Source organism: Sanguibacter sp. TS_SC_8, assembly GCF_055361235.1.
The window spans coordinates 1,701,172-1,716,684 of the sequence record NZ_CM143955.1 but is presented as its reverse complement, the minus strand read 5'-3'; the positions used below and the strand labels follow the sequence as shown (position 1 = coordinate 1,716,684).

Annotated in this window: 14 protein-coding genes; all 14 read right to left on the bottom strand. The window is 70.5% G+C overall.

What is annotated here, in order from left to right; translation table 11 throughout:
• Positions 1-12: 12 nt before the first annotated feature.
• A complete protein-coding gene (locus tag ACWA15_RS07755; RefSeq protein WP_464058995.1) occupies positions 13-495 on the bottom strand; it encodes an NUDIX hydrolase in 483 nt (160 codons plus the stop codon).
• Entirely contained in the window at positions 492-4,040 is a 3,549-nt protein-coding gene (gene dnaE / locus ACWA15_RS07750) for a DNA polymerase III subunit alpha (protein WP_464058993.1), read from the bottom strand. The genes ACWA15_RS07755 and dnaE overlap by 4 nt, the downstream gene beginning before the upstream one ends.
• Before the next feature lie 89 nt (positions 4,041-4,129).
• On the bottom strand, positions 4,130-5,068 hold the full coding sequence (locus tag ACWA15_RS07745; RefSeq protein ID WP_464058991.1) for an RluA family pseudouridine synthase: 939 nt from the start codon (positions 5,066-5,068) through the stop codon (positions 4,130-4,132).
• The gene (lspA, locus tag ACWA15_RS07740) at positions 5,068-5,700 is read right to left on the bottom strand and encodes a signal peptidase II (RefSeq protein ID WP_464058990.1); all 633 of its coding nucleotides are present in this window, start codon (positions 5,698-5,700) and stop codon (positions 5,068-5,070) included. Before lspA ends, ACWA15_RS07745 begins: the two co-directional genes overlap by 1 nt.
• 72 nt (positions 5,701-5,772) lie before the next feature.
• Positions 5,773-6,234 (bottom strand): TraR/DksA family transcriptional regulator, encoded by a 462-nt coding sequence (locus ACWA15_RS07735; RefSeq protein ID WP_464058989.1) that lies wholly within the window; start codon positions 6,232-6,234, stop codon positions 5,773-5,775.
• Between the two features lie 153 nt (positions 6,235-6,387).
• Complete coding sequence (locus tag ACWA15_RS07730) at positions 6,388-7,044, bottom strand: DivIVA domain-containing protein (protein WP_464059446.1); 657 nt, start codon at positions 7,042-7,044, stop codon at positions 6,388-6,390.
• Positions 7,045-7,200: 156 nt separating this feature from the next.
• A complete protein-coding gene (locus ACWA15_RS07725) occupies positions 7,201-7,488 on the bottom strand; it encodes a YggT family protein (RefSeq protein WP_464058988.1) in 288 nt (95 codons plus the stop codon).
• 3 nt (positions 7,489-7,491) lie between these two features.
• Positions 7,492-7,983 (bottom strand): cell division protein SepF, encoded by a 492-nt coding sequence (locus ACWA15_RS07720; RefSeq protein WP_464058986.1) that lies wholly within the window; start codon positions 7,981-7,983, stop codon positions 7,492-7,494.
• Between the two features lie 134 nt (positions 7,984-8,117).
• On the bottom strand, positions 8,118-8,891 hold the full coding sequence (locus ACWA15_RS07715; protein WP_464058984.1) for a purine nucleoside phosphorylase YfiH/LACC1 family protein: 774 nt from the start codon (positions 8,889-8,891) through the stop codon (positions 8,118-8,120).
• Between the two features lie 46 nt (positions 8,892-8,937).
• The gene (ftsZ, locus tag ACWA15_RS07710; RefSeq protein WP_464058982.1) at positions 8,938-10,341 is read right to left on the bottom strand and encodes a cell division protein FtsZ; all 1,404 of its coding nucleotides are present in this window, start codon (positions 10,339-10,341) and stop codon (positions 8,938-8,940) included.
• A 201-nt stretch (positions 10,342-10,542) separates the two neighbouring features.
• Positions 10,543-11,508, bottom strand: coding sequence for a cell division protein FtsQ/DivIB (locus tag ACWA15_RS07705; protein ID WP_464058980.1), 966 nt, complete (start codon positions 11,506-11,508; stop codon positions 10,543-10,545).
• Entirely contained in the window at positions 11,505-13,067 is a 1,563-nt protein-coding gene (gene murC / locus ACWA15_RS07700) for a UDP-N-acetylmuramate--L-alanine ligase (protein WP_464058978.1), read from the bottom strand. The genes ACWA15_RS07705 and murC overlap by 4 nt, the downstream gene beginning before the upstream one ends.
• Positions 13,064-14,206 carry an undecaprenyldiphospho-muramoylpentapeptide beta-N-acetylglucosaminyltransferase gene (gene murG / locus ACWA15_RS07695; RefSeq protein WP_464058977.1) on the bottom strand — a complete coding sequence of 381 codons (1,143 nt, stop codon included), beginning with the start codon at positions 14,204-14,206 and terminating at the stop codon, positions 13,064-13,066. The genes murC and murG overlap by 4 nt, the downstream gene beginning before the upstream one ends.
• Positions 14,206-15,510, bottom strand: a complete 1,305-nt coding sequence (locus ACWA15_RS07690; protein ID WP_464058976.1) for an FtsW/RodA/SpoVE family cell cycle protein — start codon at positions 15,508-15,510, stop codon at positions 14,206-14,208. Before ACWA15_RS07690 ends, murG begins: the two co-directional genes overlap by 1 nt.
• Positions 15,511-15,513: the final 3 nt, after the last annotated feature.

Genomic DNA, 15,513 nt, shown 5'->3' with positions numbered 1-15,513 from the left:
GCCGACCCAGGGTCAGAAGCCGAACGTCACCACCGGGTCCAAGGACCCGGCGCGGAGGCGGTCGAGCACGTAGTGCTCGTGGGGGACGACCGGGTCCGGGAGCGCGACGAGGTCGAACCATCGCAGCGAGAGTGCCTTGTCCGCCTCCTGCAGCGCGGGCTCACCCGACCACGTGCGGCACTCGAAGAAGAAGTCGACGCGTTCCTCGATCGGGCCTCCGCCTGCCGTCGTGCGGTGCATGACCGTGGCAGGACTCAGGTCACGGCGGTCGACGTCGACCCCGAGCTCCTCGCGGGCCTCCCGCACGGCCGCGGTGAGCACCGACTCCCCCTGCTCGACGTGCCCGGCCGCACCGCAGGCCCAGTGCCCGTCCATGTACCCGGTGTTCTGGCGCAGCTGCAGCAGCAGCTGCTCGACGCCGCCGTGGGTGCGCCGGAAGATCACGTAGGCGGCCGGGATCACCTGGAAGCGGTCCAGCGAGGCGGTGGGGCTCATGAGGGCAGGCAGCTCGTGCCGAGCAGCGCCTTGAGGTCGCCGTACAACGAGGGGTTGCGCTGGACCCGGAGCGCGTCCTCGACCCGCATGATCTTGGTCCGTCCGGGGCTGGTCAGGCTCAGGTGCACCGGGGTGCTGCCGGGGTGGGTGCGCAGGATCTCCCGCAGCCGCTCCACGACGTGCTGGGTGCAGCGTGACTCCGCGAGGGTCACCACGACCGGGGCGTCCGACCCGTTCGAGATGTCCGGCAGGGACACCTCCATCGCCTGGAGCTGCATCGTCTCGTCGCGGCGTCGGACGCGGCCGCGGAGGACCACGACCTGGTCCTCGGCGAGGATCGTCGAGTACGCCAGGTACGTCTCGCCGAAGAACATCACCTCGACACCGCCGTCGAGGTCCTCGATCGTCACCGCCGCCCAGGGGTTGCCCTGCTTGGACATCTTGCGCTGCAGGGACGTGATGAGGCCCGCGATGACCACGGTCGACCCGTCCGCGCGGCCCTCGTCGGTCAGCAGGGTCGCGATCGAGACCTCTGCGGACTGGGCGAGGACGTGCTCGAGGCCGGAGAGCGGGTGGTCGGAGACGTAGAGGCCGAGCATGTCCCGCTCGAAGGCCAGCAGCTGCTTCTTGTCCCAGTCCGGCAGGTCGGGGATGTCGACGCTGAAGGACATCCCGTCGTCGGAGTCGTCGCCGAAGCCGGCGAAGAGGTCGAACTGCCCCTCGGCCTCCTTGCGCTTGACCCCGATCACCGAGTCGACGGCCTGCTCGTGGACCACCTGGAGGGCGCGGCGCGGGTGCCCGAGGGAGTCGAAGGCCCCGGCCTTGATGAGGGACTCGATCGTGCGCTTGTTGCACACCACGGCAGGGACCTTGTCGAGGAAGTCCGTGAAGCCGGTGTACTCGCCCTTCGCCTCCCGCGACGCCACGATCGCGTCGACGACGTTCGCGCCGACGTTGCGCACGGCCGTGAGGCCGAAGCGGATGTCCTTGCCCACGGCGGTGAAGTTCGCCGAGGAGGAGTTCACGTCCGGGGGCAGCACGGTGATGCCCATCCGACGGCACTCGTTAAGGTAGAGCGCGGACTTGTCCTTGTCGTCGCGCACGCTGGTGAGCAGCGCGGCCATGTAGGCCGTCGGGTAGTTGGCCTTGAGGTAGGCCGTCCAGTACGAGACGACGCCGTAGGCCGCCGAGTGCGCCTTGTTGAAGGCGTAGTCGGAGAAGGGCAGCAGGACGTCCCACAGCGCCTTGACCGCGGCCATCGAGAACCCGCGCTCCACCATCCCGGCCGAGAAGCCCTCGAACTGCTTGTCCAGCTCGGACTTCTTCTTCTTGCCCATCGCGCGGCGCAGGATGTCCGCCTGGCCGAGGGAGAATCCCGCGACCGTCTGGGCGATGGACATCACCTGCTCCTGGTAGACGATGAGGCCGTGCGTCATCCCCAGGGTCGCCTCGAGCGGCTCGGCGAGCTCGGGGTGGATCGGGACGACCTCCTGCAGGCCGTTCTTGCGCAACGCGTAGTTGGTGTGGGAGTTGGCGCCCATCGGCCCGGGCCGGTAGAGGGCGCCGACGGCGGAGATGTCCTCGAAGTTGTCCGGGCGCATGAGCTTGAGCAGGGTGCGCATCCCGCCGCCGTCGAGCTGGAACACCCCCAGGGTGTCACCGCGCCCGAGCAGCGCGTAGGTGGCCGGGTCGTCGAGGGTGAGCGTCTCGAGCTCGACCGGCTCCTGGCCGTTCATGACGATGTTCTCGAGGGCGTCGTCGAGGATCGTGAGGTTGCGCAGCCCCAGGAAGTCCATCTTGATCAGCCCGAGCTCTTCGCACTTGGGGTAGTCGAACTGGGTGATGACCGCGCCGTCCTGGGGGCGGCGCATGATCGGGATGATGTCGATCAGCGGCTCGCTGGACATGATGACGCCGGCGGCGTGCACGCCCCACTGACGCTTGAGCCCCTCGATGCCCTTGGCGAGCTCGACGACGCGCTGCGCCTCGGGGTCGGCCGCGTGGATCTGGCGGAACTCCTCGGCCTCGTTGTACCGCTTGTCGGCCGGGTCGAAGATCCCGGTGAGGGAGATGTCCTTGCCCATGATCGCCGGCGGCATCGCCTTGGTGAGCTTCTCACCCATCGCGTACGGCAGACCGAGCAGCCGGCTCGAGTCCTTGAGGGCCTGCTTCGCCTTGATCGTGCCGTAGGTCACGATCTGCGCGACGCGGTCCTCGCCGTACTTCTCGGTGACGTAACGGATGACCTCACCACGGCGGCGCTCGTCGAAGTCGATGTCGAAGTCGGGCATGGACACGCGGTCGGGGTTGAGGAAGCGCTCGAAGATCAGGCCGTGCTGGAGCGGGTCGAGGTCGGTGATCCGCATGGCGTAGGCGGCCATCGACCCGGCTCCTGAGCCACGGCCCGGGCCGACGCGGATGCCGTTGTCCTTGGACCAGGTGATGAAGTCCGCGACGACGAGGAAGTACCCCGGGAAGCCCATCTGGACGATGACCTTCGTCTCGAAGTCCGCGCGCTGGCGGACCGCGTCGGGGATCCCGGCCGGGTAGCGGTAGCGCAGCCCGGCCTCGACCTCCTTGATGAACCAGGAGGTCTCGTCCTCCCCCGGCGGGCAGGGGTAGTTCGGCATGTAGTTGGCGTTGGTGTTGAAGGAGACCTCGCACTGCTCGGCGATGAGCAGGGTGTTGTCGCAGGCCTCGGGCAGCTCCTTCCAGAGCCGGCGCATCTCGGCTGCGGACTTGATGTAGTAGCCGTCGCCGTCGAACTTGAAGCGGTCCGGGTCCGCGAGGGTCGACCCGGAGTTGATGCACAGCAGCGCCTCCTGGGAGTGGCTGTCCTCCTGCTTGACGTAGTGCAGGTCGTTGGTCGCCACGAGGGGCGCGCCGATGTCCTGGGAGATGCGGAGCAGGTCCTTGAACACCCGGGTCTCGATGTCGAGGCCGTGGTCCATGAGCTCGACGTAGAAGTTCTCCTTGCCGAACACGTCCTGGAGCTCGCCGGCCGCCTTGACCGCCTCGGCGTAGTGGCCCAGCCGCAGCCGGGTCTGCACCTCCCCGGAGGGGCAGCCCGTCGAGGCGATCATCCCCTTGCCGTAGGTCTGCAGCAGGTCGCGGTCCATCCGGGGCCACTTGCCCATCTGGCCCTCGAGCGAGGCCAGGGAGCTCATCCGGAAGAGGTTGTGCAGGCCCTCGTTGTCCTTCGCCCACATCGTCAGGTGGGTGTACGCACCCCGCGCCGACACGTCGTCGGAGGCCTGGCTGGCGTCTCCCCAGCGCACCCGGGTGTTGTCCTTGCGGGACGTGCCCGGCGTGACGTAGGCCTCGACCCCGATGATCGGCTTCACGCCGGCCGCCGTGCCCTGCTTCCAGAAGTCGTACGCACCGAAGAGGTAGCCGTGGTCGGTCGTGGCGATGGCCTTCTGGCCGAGCCGGTTGGTCTCGGCGAAGAGGTCCCCCAGCCGGGCCGCGCCGTCGAGCATGGAGTACTCGGTGTGGACGTGGAGGTGGACGAAGTCCTCGGAGGCCGAGGTCGCAGCAGACGACATGGCACGAGTCTAGATCGGCTCGCGGGCCGGGTCAGCGCCCGACCCGTCCGGACCGCCGTGTGGCTCGTCTCACCCACGCCCCACGGCTGCTACCGGTAGGCGGAACGGACCGTCTCGAGCGCGTCGGCGAGGTCCTGGGGGTACTCGCTGGACACCTCGAGCCACTCCCCCGTGGACGGGTGGGCGAAGCCGAGCCGCTTGGCGTGCAGCCACTGCCGGCTGAGCTTGACCTTCGCGGCGAGGGTGGGGTCGGCCCCGTAGGTGATGTCCCCCACGCAGGGGTGGCGCATCGCGGAGAAGTGCACCCGGATCTGGTGGGTGCGCCCGGTCTCCAGGTGGACCTCGACGAGGGAGGCCGCCGACAGCATCTCGAGCACCTCGTAGTGCGTCACCGACGGCTTGCCCTCGGCCACGACGGCGAACTTGTAGTCGTGGTTGGGGTGGCGCCCGATCGGGGCGTCGATGGTGCCGTTGGTCGGCTCGGGGTGGCCCTGGACGAGGGCGTGGTAGACCTTCTCGACCGTGCGTTCCTTGAAGGCACGCTTGAGGACGGAGTAGGCGTGCTCGCTCTTGGCCACGACCATGAGCCCGGAGGTGCCCACGTCGAGGCGGTGCACGATCCCCTGGCGCTCGGCGGCCCCGGAGGTCGCGATCGTGTAGCCGGCGGCGATGAGCGCGCCGACGACGGTCGGCCCGGTCCAGCCGACCGAGGGGTGCGCGGCGACGCCCACCGGCTTGTCGATGACGACGACGTCGTCGTCGTCATAGACGATCGTCATCCCGGGGACGGGCTCGGCCACGATCACCGGGCCGGCCTGGGTGGGGGCGTCGGGGATCTCGACCTCGAGCCAGCCGTCGGCCGGGAGGCGGTCCGACTTGCCGGCCGGGCGGCCGTCGATCTGGACCCCGCCGTCGGCCGCGATCTGCGCGGCGACGGTGCGGGAGAGGCCGAGCATCCGTGAGAGGGCGGCGTCGACCCGCTCGCCGACCAGCCCGTCGGGGACCGGGAAGGTGCGCACGGCGGGCATCAGGACTCGCTCGATTCGGGGTCGGTGGTGAGAGGTTCAGGCTCGGTGGTGACGGGTTCAGGCTCCGTGGTGACGGGTTCGGGAGCGTCGGCACCCTGGCGCGTGCCGTCCGGACCGATACCGATGAAGGCCAGCACGGCGATGCCGGCGGCAGCGAGGACGATCGCGATGTCGGCGACGTTCCCGATGAACGGGCCGTAGTCGATGAAGTCGACGACGTGTCCGTTGGGGAACCCCGGCGCCCGAAAGAGCCGGTCGAGGAGGTTCCCGAGCGCTCCGCCGAGCACGAGGCCCAGTGCCACGGCCCAGGCGGGCGAGGCGATCTTGCGCGACATGAGGACGATGAAGACGACCACACCGACCGAGAGCAGGGTGAGGACCCAGGTCATGCCGCTCGCGATGGACAGCGCGGCGCCGGGGTTGTAGATGAGGCGGAGCTGGATCAGCTCGCCGATCAGCGGCTTCGGCGGTGCGCCCAGGTCGAGCGTCGACTGCGCCCACATCTTGGAGAGCTGGTCGGCGGCCAGCACGACGGCGGCCAACCCGCAGATGAACGCCAGCACCTTCACGGGGCTGCGCACCGGCGTCGGTCCGGGTTCTTCGGTCACGGGGGTCTTCTCGATCTCAGGCATCACGCGCAAGTGTCCCACGTCCAGCGGCGCAGAGGCTCCCCTCGACGACCGCGGGACGTCACGGACAGGTGGTCAGCGACGCTCTTCCCGCTGCTTGCAGGTGACGCACAGGGTGGCCCGGGGGAAGGCCTGCAGGCGGGCCTTGCCGATCGCCTGCCCGCAGGACTCGCAGGTGCCGTAGGTCCCGGCGGCGATCCTGCTGAGCGCCCGGCTGTTCTGGGTGAGCAGGTCACGGGTGTTGTTGACGAGGGTGAGCTCCTGCTCACGCTCGAGCGCCGACGACCCGGAGTCGGCCTGGTCGTCCCCCGCCCCGTCACCGGAGTTGCGCAGCAGGTCGGAGAGCTCCTGGTCGGCTGTGGCCAGCTCGGCCTGGAGCCTGACGTTCTCGACGATGAGCTCGTCTGCCAGGATCTCGATCTCCTTGGTGGACCACGGCGTCTCGCCATCTCGGACCGGGAACGTCTTGACGTCCTTGGCGAGGGTCGGGAACTGCTCCTTGGCAGGAGCGTTGCTGATTGCGTCACGGATCGACATCACGGCCTCTTTCATCGAAGTGAGCCGAGGTTAATCGCCTCAGCCGGTGCACGCAATCCACCACGCCGCTTTGAGCGGAGAGAGGAATCGGGTGCACCGGCTGAGGGACGTGCTAAGGGTGTAGATCAGGCCGTGTGACCAGCCAGTTCTTCGTCAGATGCCCTGCTTGGCCTGGTCAGCGTGACCGGGCAGCGCGCTGGCCCGGTTGTCGAGATCGCCGAGCAGGTTCTGCAGGTAGCTCTTCAGGCGGGTGCGGTAGTCGCGCTCGAAGATGCGGAGCTCGTCGATCTTGCGCTCCAGGAGCGAGCGCTCCTGCTCGAGCTGGGTCAGGGTCCGCTGCGAGGTCTCTTCAGCCTCGCGGACGATCCGAGATCCCTCGGACTTCGCCTCGGAGATCAGGCGGTCGCCTTCCTCCTGGCCGGCCCGGACGTGGTCGTCATGCAGCTTCTGGGCCATCTGGATGATGCCCGTGGCCATCTCCGGCTCGCGCGGGGCCAGCTGTGCCACCGGGGCCGCGACAGGCGCGGGTGCGGCGACGGGCTCCGGCTTCGGCTCCGCGACGACCTTCTCGATCGAGACTGCCGCGGGCTCGGGCACGGACTGCTGTGCGCTGGCACGGCTCAGCTCCGCGACCCGTCGCTCGGACGCCTCAAGCTTTGCCTTGAGATCGTCGTTCTCGGCATACAGCTCCCGAAGGGTGTTGAGGACTTCGTCCAGGAAGTCATCAACCTCTACGACGTCGTACCCTTCCCGGAACTTGGTTGCCGGGAACTTCTTGGTCAGGACGTCATCTGCTGTGAGCAGTGCCACCATCGTTTTCACCTCGAATACTCGCTCTGGTCTGTTCGGTCAATCCACCGACCGCCACTGGTCACGGTAGCGGACTATCACCCCGGCGCATGCACCGGGAGAGCGATCGGTGGGACATTCGTCAGGGCTGAGTGCGCGCCTCCGGACTTGTGGTCCTCATCGCGCAGCCATGATGTTGAAGAACTGGAGCAAGAACGACACGCCGACGAACAGGATCAAGAATCCCACGTCGATGCGCAGCTGGCCGATGCTCAGTGGGGGGATGTACCTCCGCAGGAACTTCACCGGCGGGTCGGTGAGGGTGTAGAAGACCTCAGCGAGGATGAGGAGGATCCCCTTGGGGCGGAAGTCCCGGGAGAACACCTGCACCCAGTCGAAGATCACCCGGCCGAAGAGCGCCAGCAGGTACAAGAAGCACACAAGTGCCAGGAGGCTCCAGATCACGTCTTAGCTCTGGTTGTAGAAACCGGGGCGACCGGCCTGCTTCTCAGCAGGGCGCTCGGGTCCGGAGACCTCGACGTGCTCGGGCGAGAGGAGGAACACCTTGTTGGTGACCCGCTCGATGGCTCCGCGCAGACCGAAGATCAGCCCGGCGGAGAAGTCTACGAGACGCTTGGCGTCGGCGTCGTCCATGTCGGAGAGGTTGATGATGACGGGGGTCCCGGCGCGGAAGGCTTCGCCGATGACGCGCGCGTCGTTGTAGGAGCGCGGGTGGACCGTGGTGATCCTGCGCAGCTCGGTCGACGGCGCGGGGGCGGCAGGCGCCTCGCGGCGGGAGACGGAGCGGTTGATCGGTGTCACCTGAGCCTCGTATTCGGGCGTCACGTCGCTCGCCACCTCGTCGTAGTCGTCGTACTCCGCGTACTCGTCGTGGACTTCCTCGCCTCGATCATCCGCGAGGCCTAGGTACAGCATCGTCTTGCGTAGCGCTCCGGCCATCGCCAACTCTCCGTTCTACCTCGGTGTCTCCGCCCATCCCGGGTCTCCCGGATGCTGACGCTTGCTCCACGCTAGCCCAGCGCACGGAGGGCCACCGCGCGACACGCCAGCAGAGAAAGAAGATTCGGCCGCGTTCAGCCTCGCACGACGACGCCGGCGAACCGCCCGGCGGGCCGCCCGACCGCGCTCGACCGGCGGTGGGAGAAGAATGCGGGATCGGTCCGTGTGCACCGGTGCAGCCGCTCCACGCGGGTGACCCCGGCCAGCGCGAGCTGCGCGGCGACCGCGCCGGGCAGGTCGAGCGCGGGCGTCCCCCAGCTGGTCCGAGCCACGGCCGCGGGGACCCGTTCGCCCACCCGCGCCGCCAGGTCGGGAGGCACCTCGTAGCAGTTCCCGCAGACCGCGGGGCCGACGACGGCGCGCACGTCCCGGGCCCGCGCACCCGCGGCCAGCATCGCCGCGACCGCCGCACCCACGACGTCCTGCTCGACGCCGGGGCGCCCGGCGTGCGCCACGGCCACCACGCCGGCGCGGGAGTCGGCCAGCAGGACCGGGACGCAGTCCGCGACGTAGACCCCGAGCGGCACCCCGCGGGCGCTCGTGACGAGGACGTCGACCTCCGGCGCCGACTCCGGGGCCGGTGACCCGTGCGGTGACACGTGAGGTGACCCGTGCACTGTGGCGACGTCGCACCCGTGGACCTGGGTCGCGAAGCGCACCGGGGCGCCGGCCACCGCGTCGACGAGACGGCGGTTGGCACGCACTGCGGCCTCCTCGTCGCCGACCCCCAGTCCCAGGTTCAGGGAGGCCCAGGGTTCCTTGGAGCCTCCGCCGTGGCGGGTGGTGAAGAACGCACGGATCCCGGGCCCGAGGTCGACCTCGAGCACCGGGATCGTGGGTGCGCCCATGTCAGTGCGGATCAGTGCAGATCAGTGCGGATCAGCGGAGCGGGACCTACTTGAGGAAGTCCGGGACGTCGAGCTCTTCGACGCGACGGCGCGGCCTCTCCTCGTCGAAGATGCGCGGGACCTCAAGCTGCCCGGTCCGCAGGACGGCGTCCGGGTCCGTGGACAAGAAGGCCGGCACCTGGCCGCCGTGCTGGTCCCCGGCCCAGGCCGGCTGTGCCTGCTGGGGGGCCTGCTGCTGGCCCTGCTGCTGGCCCTGCTGGGCGTATCCGCTGTACTGGGCGGCCGGGTTGACCGGTGCGGAGTCGGCGTTGTCGAAACCGGAGTCGAGCGGCACGACGGGACGGGCGAGGGCGTGCACACCGGTCGTCGTGGGGACCGCGGCCTGCACGGTCCCCTGGTTGACCGAGCCGTGCTGGATCGGGCTGGGCGCGGCGACCGGCGGGGCACCCGCGGAGGATCCAGCGATCTGACCCGGACCACGAGCGTCCTTGCGCGGGTGCGGTGACCCGCCGTCGAAGCCGGCGGCGATGACGGTGACCCGCACCTCGTCACCGAGAGCGTCGTCGATGACCGTTCCGAAGATGATGTTCGCCTCAGGGTGGGCGGCCTCGTGCACCAGCCGCGCAGCCTCGTTGATCTCGAAGAGGCCGAGGTCGGACCCTCCCTGGATGCTCAGCAGCACTCCGTGCGCACCATCGATGCTCGCCTCGAGCAGGGGCGAGGAGATCGCCAGCTCGGCGGCCTGGACCGCTCGGTCCTCACCGCGGGCCGAGCCGATGCCCATGAGTGCGCTGCCCGCGCCCTGCATGACGGACTTCACGTCGGCGAAGTCGAGGTTGATCAGGCCCGGGGTGGTGATGAGGTCCGTGATGCCCTGGACTCCGGAGAGCAGCACCTGGTCGGCGGAGTGGAACGCGTCCAGCGCCGACACGTTGCGGTCGGACATCGACAGCAGGCGGTCGTTGGGGATGATGATGAGGGTGTCGACCTCGTTGCGCAGCGCCTCGATGCCGGCGTCGGCCTGGGTCGAGCGGCGTCGTCCCTCGAAGGTGAACGGGCGCGTCACCACACCGACGGTGAGGGCTCCGAGCGAGCGAGCGATGCGCGCCACGACGGGCGCGCCACCGGTCCCGGTGCCGCCGCCCTCGCCTGCGGTGACGAAGACCATGTCGGCGCCGCGCAGGACGTCCTCGATCTCCTCCGCGTGGTCCTCGGCGGCCTTCTTGCCGACCTCAGGGTCCGCTCCGGCGCCGAGGCCGCGGGTGAGCTCACGTCCGACGTCGAGCTTGACGTCGGCATCCGACATCAGCAAGGCCTGGGCGTCGGTGTTGATGGCGATGAACTCGACGCCCTTGAGGCCGACCTCGATCATTCGGTTGACGGCGTTCACACCACCGCCGCCGATACCGACCACCTTGATCACTGCTAGGTAGTTTTGCGGAGTTGTCACGTCCGTGCCTCTCGATCTGGGAACCCAAAACCCTCACCCTCAAGTAGAAGGTTATAGTTATGTCAGGTTGTGCTATCCGTGACGTTAGGCGGGCTGGCCGCAGCGATCAACGACCTGCTCCGCGTGTCGCTCTTTTTCTCTCCCGGGACGTCTCTCATCCGTCGCCTCTCCAGCATGCACCCGGAACGACCCGCGGTCCGCTCATCGCGTGATCGGGAACGTCGGCGCGGACACGTCGAACACCGCAGCCCCCTTGCTCACCTCGGCCGACCGCAGGGTCGCCAGCACCTGCGCCTTGAGCGCCGAGTCGTGCGCGCTCCCCCACTCGACGACGACGCCGGTGCGCAGCGTCAGGGTGACCGCATCCTGGGAGGCCGCGGCGATCGATCCGACCTCCGCCCGCAAGGGGTCCGGGAGGGACTTGAGGACCGCCAGTGCCGCGTCGAGGGTGCGCTCGTCGTCGCCGGTCAACGGGATGTTGATGACCGGAAGATCGGTGAGGGGCTCGGCGACGGTCGAGACCACGACCGCGTCCTCGTCCATCAGGGCCATGCCGCCCTCGACCGGGATGGCGGCGACGGGTTCCCTGGCCACGATGTCGACCGCGAGGCCCGAGGGCCACTGCCGCTGGATCGAGACGTCGCGGATGTTGGGCACCTGGAGGATCTCCTCCCGGAGCGCGGAGATGTTCACCAGGGCGAGCGAGGTGCCCTCCTGCTCGGCGACGACCGCGACCACCGCGGCCATGTCGACGGTCGTGCCCGTCCCCTTGACGACGAGGTGGTCGGCGTCGAAGGACAGCAGGTCAGAGGCGAACAACGCCCAGATCACCGCAGCGACGACGACCGCGGCGGCCCCCCAGGCGACGACCAGGCGGGTGATCCGGTGCCGGCGCATCGCCTTCTGCTCGGCGTGCCGTTCGGACATGCCGGTCGAGAGCACGGCAACCTTGGGCGGGGTCGTGCGCGCGATCGCCGACGTCGAGGTCGTCGGCCGTCCGACGACGACCTGACCGCGTCCCTCTCCGGTGCGTGTCCCACCCGTGCGCGGGGTCCCACCGGTGCGCGGCGTCCCGCCCGTGCGCGGCGTCCCACCCGTGCGCGGGGGCGCGGGGGCGTCCGGCTCCGGGCGAGGGGCGCGCGGGCGCGGCGCGGCAGGCGGCTTCACGCGCCCGCCCCTCTCGCGGGCGGCGGGGTCTCCCCCTCGGTCGGGAGGTCCCCTGCCCTCACCCGGGCGCCCAGCTCCGCGAGGATGACCGCTCCGAGCTCGGTGACGTCCCCGGCGCCCACCGTGATGAGGAGATCACCGGGCCGGGCGCGCCGAGCCAGGCTCCGTGCCGCCTCGACCTTGTCCGCGACGACCTCGCCGCGTCCGGTCCCGGTCATCAGGTCGACGACGGTGTGCGGCCCGACCGTGGGATCGTGGTCTTCGCGCGCGGCATAGACGTCGCACACCACGGTGAGGTCGGCCAGCTCGAAGGCCTCGGCGAACTCCTGGGCGAAGATCCGCGTCCGGGAGTACAGGTGCGGCTGGAAGACGACGAGGATCCGGCCGTCACCGACCACCCCGCGGGCCGCGCGGAGCATGGCGGCGACCTCGGTCGGGTGGTGGGCGTAGTCGTCGACGACCCGCACCCCCCCGATCTCGCCGCGGCTCTCGAACCGGCGACCGGTGCCCCGGAAGACGCCCACCGCGCGGGCGGCAGCAGCCGGTGAGAGCCCCAGCAGGATCGCCGTGAGCACCGCAGCACTCGCGTTGAGGGCGTTGTGCTCGCCGGTGACGGCCAGGTCGACCTCGAGGACCTCCCCGTCCTGGGAGGCCACCGTGCCCGGGGCCAGAGTGAGCGTGAAGGAGCACCCGACGTGCCCGGAGGAGCCCGCGGGGGCAGTCCGGTAGCCGCTGATCACAGCGGAGGGCGCTGCGGAGGTTGCCGGCCCGCCCGGAGCGCCGGACGACGTCCCGTACGTCAGCGCCGCTCCGCCACCTGCGCCGTGGGCGCGCGCGAGCTGTGCCGAGCCGGCGTCGTCGGCGCAGGCCACGAGGAAGCCGCCGGGGACGATCTGGCCTGCGAAGGTCGCGAAGGCCTGCTCGAAGGCCTCCCGGGACCCGTAGTGGTCGAGGTGGTCCGGTTCGACGTTGGTGACCACCGCGATGGTCGGCCGGTAGTTGAGGAAGGAGCCGTCGGACTCGTCGGCCTCGGCCACGAGCACGTCCCCGGCACCGGAGTGCCCGCCCGGCAGCGCGCCGTCGGCGGTGAGCACCGACCCGCCGATGGCGAAGGAGGGATCCACGCCGCAGGCACGCAGCGTCACCGCGATCATCGCCGACGTCGTGGTCTTGCCGTGCGCGCCGGCGACCGCGACCGACCGTGCGCCCGCCATGAGCAGCGCGAGCGCCTGGGAGCGGTGGAGCACCCGGAGCCCGGCGGCCTGGGCGGCCACGAGCTCGGGGTTCTCCGGTCGCACGGCGCTCGAGAGCACCAGGGTGTCCGCCTCGGCGACGTGCGCGCCGTCGTGCCCGATCCAGACCTGGATGCCCGCGGCGCCCAGGGCGTCGGTGACCAGGCTGCGTCGCGCGTCCGAGCCCTGCACCGCCAGCCCCCGGGCCGCGAGCAGCTGGGCGACCACGGACATCCCGGCCCCGCCCACCCCCACGAGGTGCACGGTCCCGAGCTCGGCGAGGGTCAGCGGGGCGGGGGGCAGCGGGGCGGGGTGCGGCGTGCTCATCGGCCACCCTCAGCCGCGGCCGCCGCCTCGATGAGCGCGACGACCTTCGCCGCGGCGTCGGTGACACCGGCTCCGCGCGCGGCGGAACCCATCGCGAGGAGCGCGGCGGCGTCGGTGACCAGCGGCAGCACGGTGGTGCGCACCCAGGCCGGGGTGAAGTCGGCGTCGGAGACCAGGAGGCCTCCCCCGGCACCGACGACCGGGGCGGCGTTGAGGCGCTGCTCACCGTTGCCGATCGGCAGCGGGACGTAGACGGCCGGGAGCCCGAGGGCGGCCAGCTCGCAGACCGTGCCGGCTCCGGCGCGGCACACGACGAGGTCGGCGACGGCGTAGCCGAGGTGCATCTCGGCCAGGTACTCCCGCACCTGGTAGTCGACCTGGCGCTCGGCGGGCAGCACGCTGACTGCGGCGCGCACCGCCGCGTCCTTGCCCCGACCGGTGAGGTGGAGCACCTGCAGACCGGCGGCGACGAGCTCGGGCGCGAGGGCACCGAAGGTCTCGTTGAGGCGCTGGGCGCCCAGGGACCCCCCGGTCACGAGCACGACCGGGCGGTCGGGGTCCAGCCCGAGGGTCTGGGCGGCGCGGGCCCGCGAGCCCGCGACGTCGCTCGCCCGCTCGGTCACCAGGGCGGAGATCTCCCGCCGCAGCGGCAGCCCGGTGACCTGCGCGCCGCGCAGCTCGGTCGCGGGGAAGGTCACCGCGACCGACCGCGCCCAGCGTGCGCCGAGCCGGTTGGCCACCCCGGCCCGGGAGTTCTGCTCGTGGATGACGACGGGCAGACCGCGGCGTCGGGCGGCCAGGTACGCCGGGGTCGAGACGTATCCGCCGAAGCCGACCACGACCTGCGCGCCGCACGCGTCGATCGCGGCGCCCGCGGCACGGACCGCTGCCAGCAGGCGGCCGGGCAGGCGCAGCCAGTCCAGGGTGGGTCGGCGCGGCATCGGGACCCGGGGCACGATCGCCAGCGGGTAGCCGCGGGCGGGCACCAGGTCGGCCTCGAGGCCCTCGGCGGTGCCCAGCACGGTGACCGTGGCCCCCGGGGAGCTGGCCCGGATCTGGTCCGCGACGGCGAGCAGCGGGTTCACGTGCCCCGCGGTGCCGCCTCCGGCAAGAAGTACTGACTCAATCACGTGTTCCATCACCCATGTTCGTTGTTGCCGGTCGGTCCGTTCGCGTGCGCGCGCCGACGCCAGGTGGCCGAGCCGACCACGGCGATCGACTTGCGGACCACGCTCGGTCGGGCGGCCAGGGCTTCCTTGGCCCCAGGCTCGTCCCGAGCGAAGGAGACGATGATCCCCAGCGCGAGCATCGTGGCGACGAGCGCCGACCCGCCCGCGGAGATGAGTGGCAGCGGGACGCCGATGACCGGCACCAGCCCGATGACCACTCCGATGTTGATGAGCGCCTGACCGATGATCCAGCAGGCCAGCGCGGCCGTGGTGATCTTCACCACGGGGTCGGGGTGGCGCCGGATCACCCGCACCATGCCGACACCCAGGAGCGCGAACAGCCCCAGCACCAGGAGGGTGCCGAGCAGCCCGAGCTCTTCCCCGATGACCGAGAAGATGAAGTCGTTGTGGGCCTCGGGCAGGTAGGACCACTTCTCGCTGCCGGCGCCCAGACCGACCCCGGTCAGCCCGCCCGTGCCCAGCCCCTCCAGGCCACGCTTGGCCTGGTAGCCCACCCCGGCCGGGTCGGAGGTGCCGGCGACGACACCGAGGATGCGGTCCATCCTGTTGTCGGTCCGGATGAGCAGCCCGACCACGACGACCGCGCCGGCCGCGAGCACCCCGAAGATGCGCAGCGGGACCCCGGCGACGAACAGCGCCCCCGCCACGAGCAGGATGATGATCAGCGCGGTCCCGAGGTCCTTGCCCACGAGGACGAGGGCGATGACGATGAGCGCACCGGGCACGACAGCCGGGACCAGCGCGTGCTTCCAGTCGTGCAGGAGGGTGAACTTGCGCCCGAGCACGACGCCCAGCCACAGCGCGAGGGCGACCTTGGCCAGCTCCGAGGGCTGGATCGTGATACCCCCGCCGAGATAGACCCAGCCCATGTTGCCGTTCTCCCCGCGGGCCATCGGCGTGAAGATGAGCGTCTGCAGGCCGATCGAGCCGATCAGCGCAGGCCAGGCGATCCGCTTGTAGACCGAGGGGCGCAGGTGCATGGCGACGATCATGAACGGCAGGCCCATGAGCGCGAACTTGGCCTGCTTGAGGAACACGAAGTAGGCGGACTCCCCCTCGGCGAGGGAGTCGATCGCGGAGCTGGAGAGGACCATGACCAGCCCGAGCACGAGGAGCAGGACCGTCGCCCCGAGGATGAGGTAGTAGCTGGTGACCGCGCTGTTCCACTGCCCGAGCCAGGCTCCGCGCAGCGTCTGGGGGGCAGACCGGGCGGTCCCGGCCGGGGTGGCCCGGCTCGCAGGTGTCCGGGTCACGGT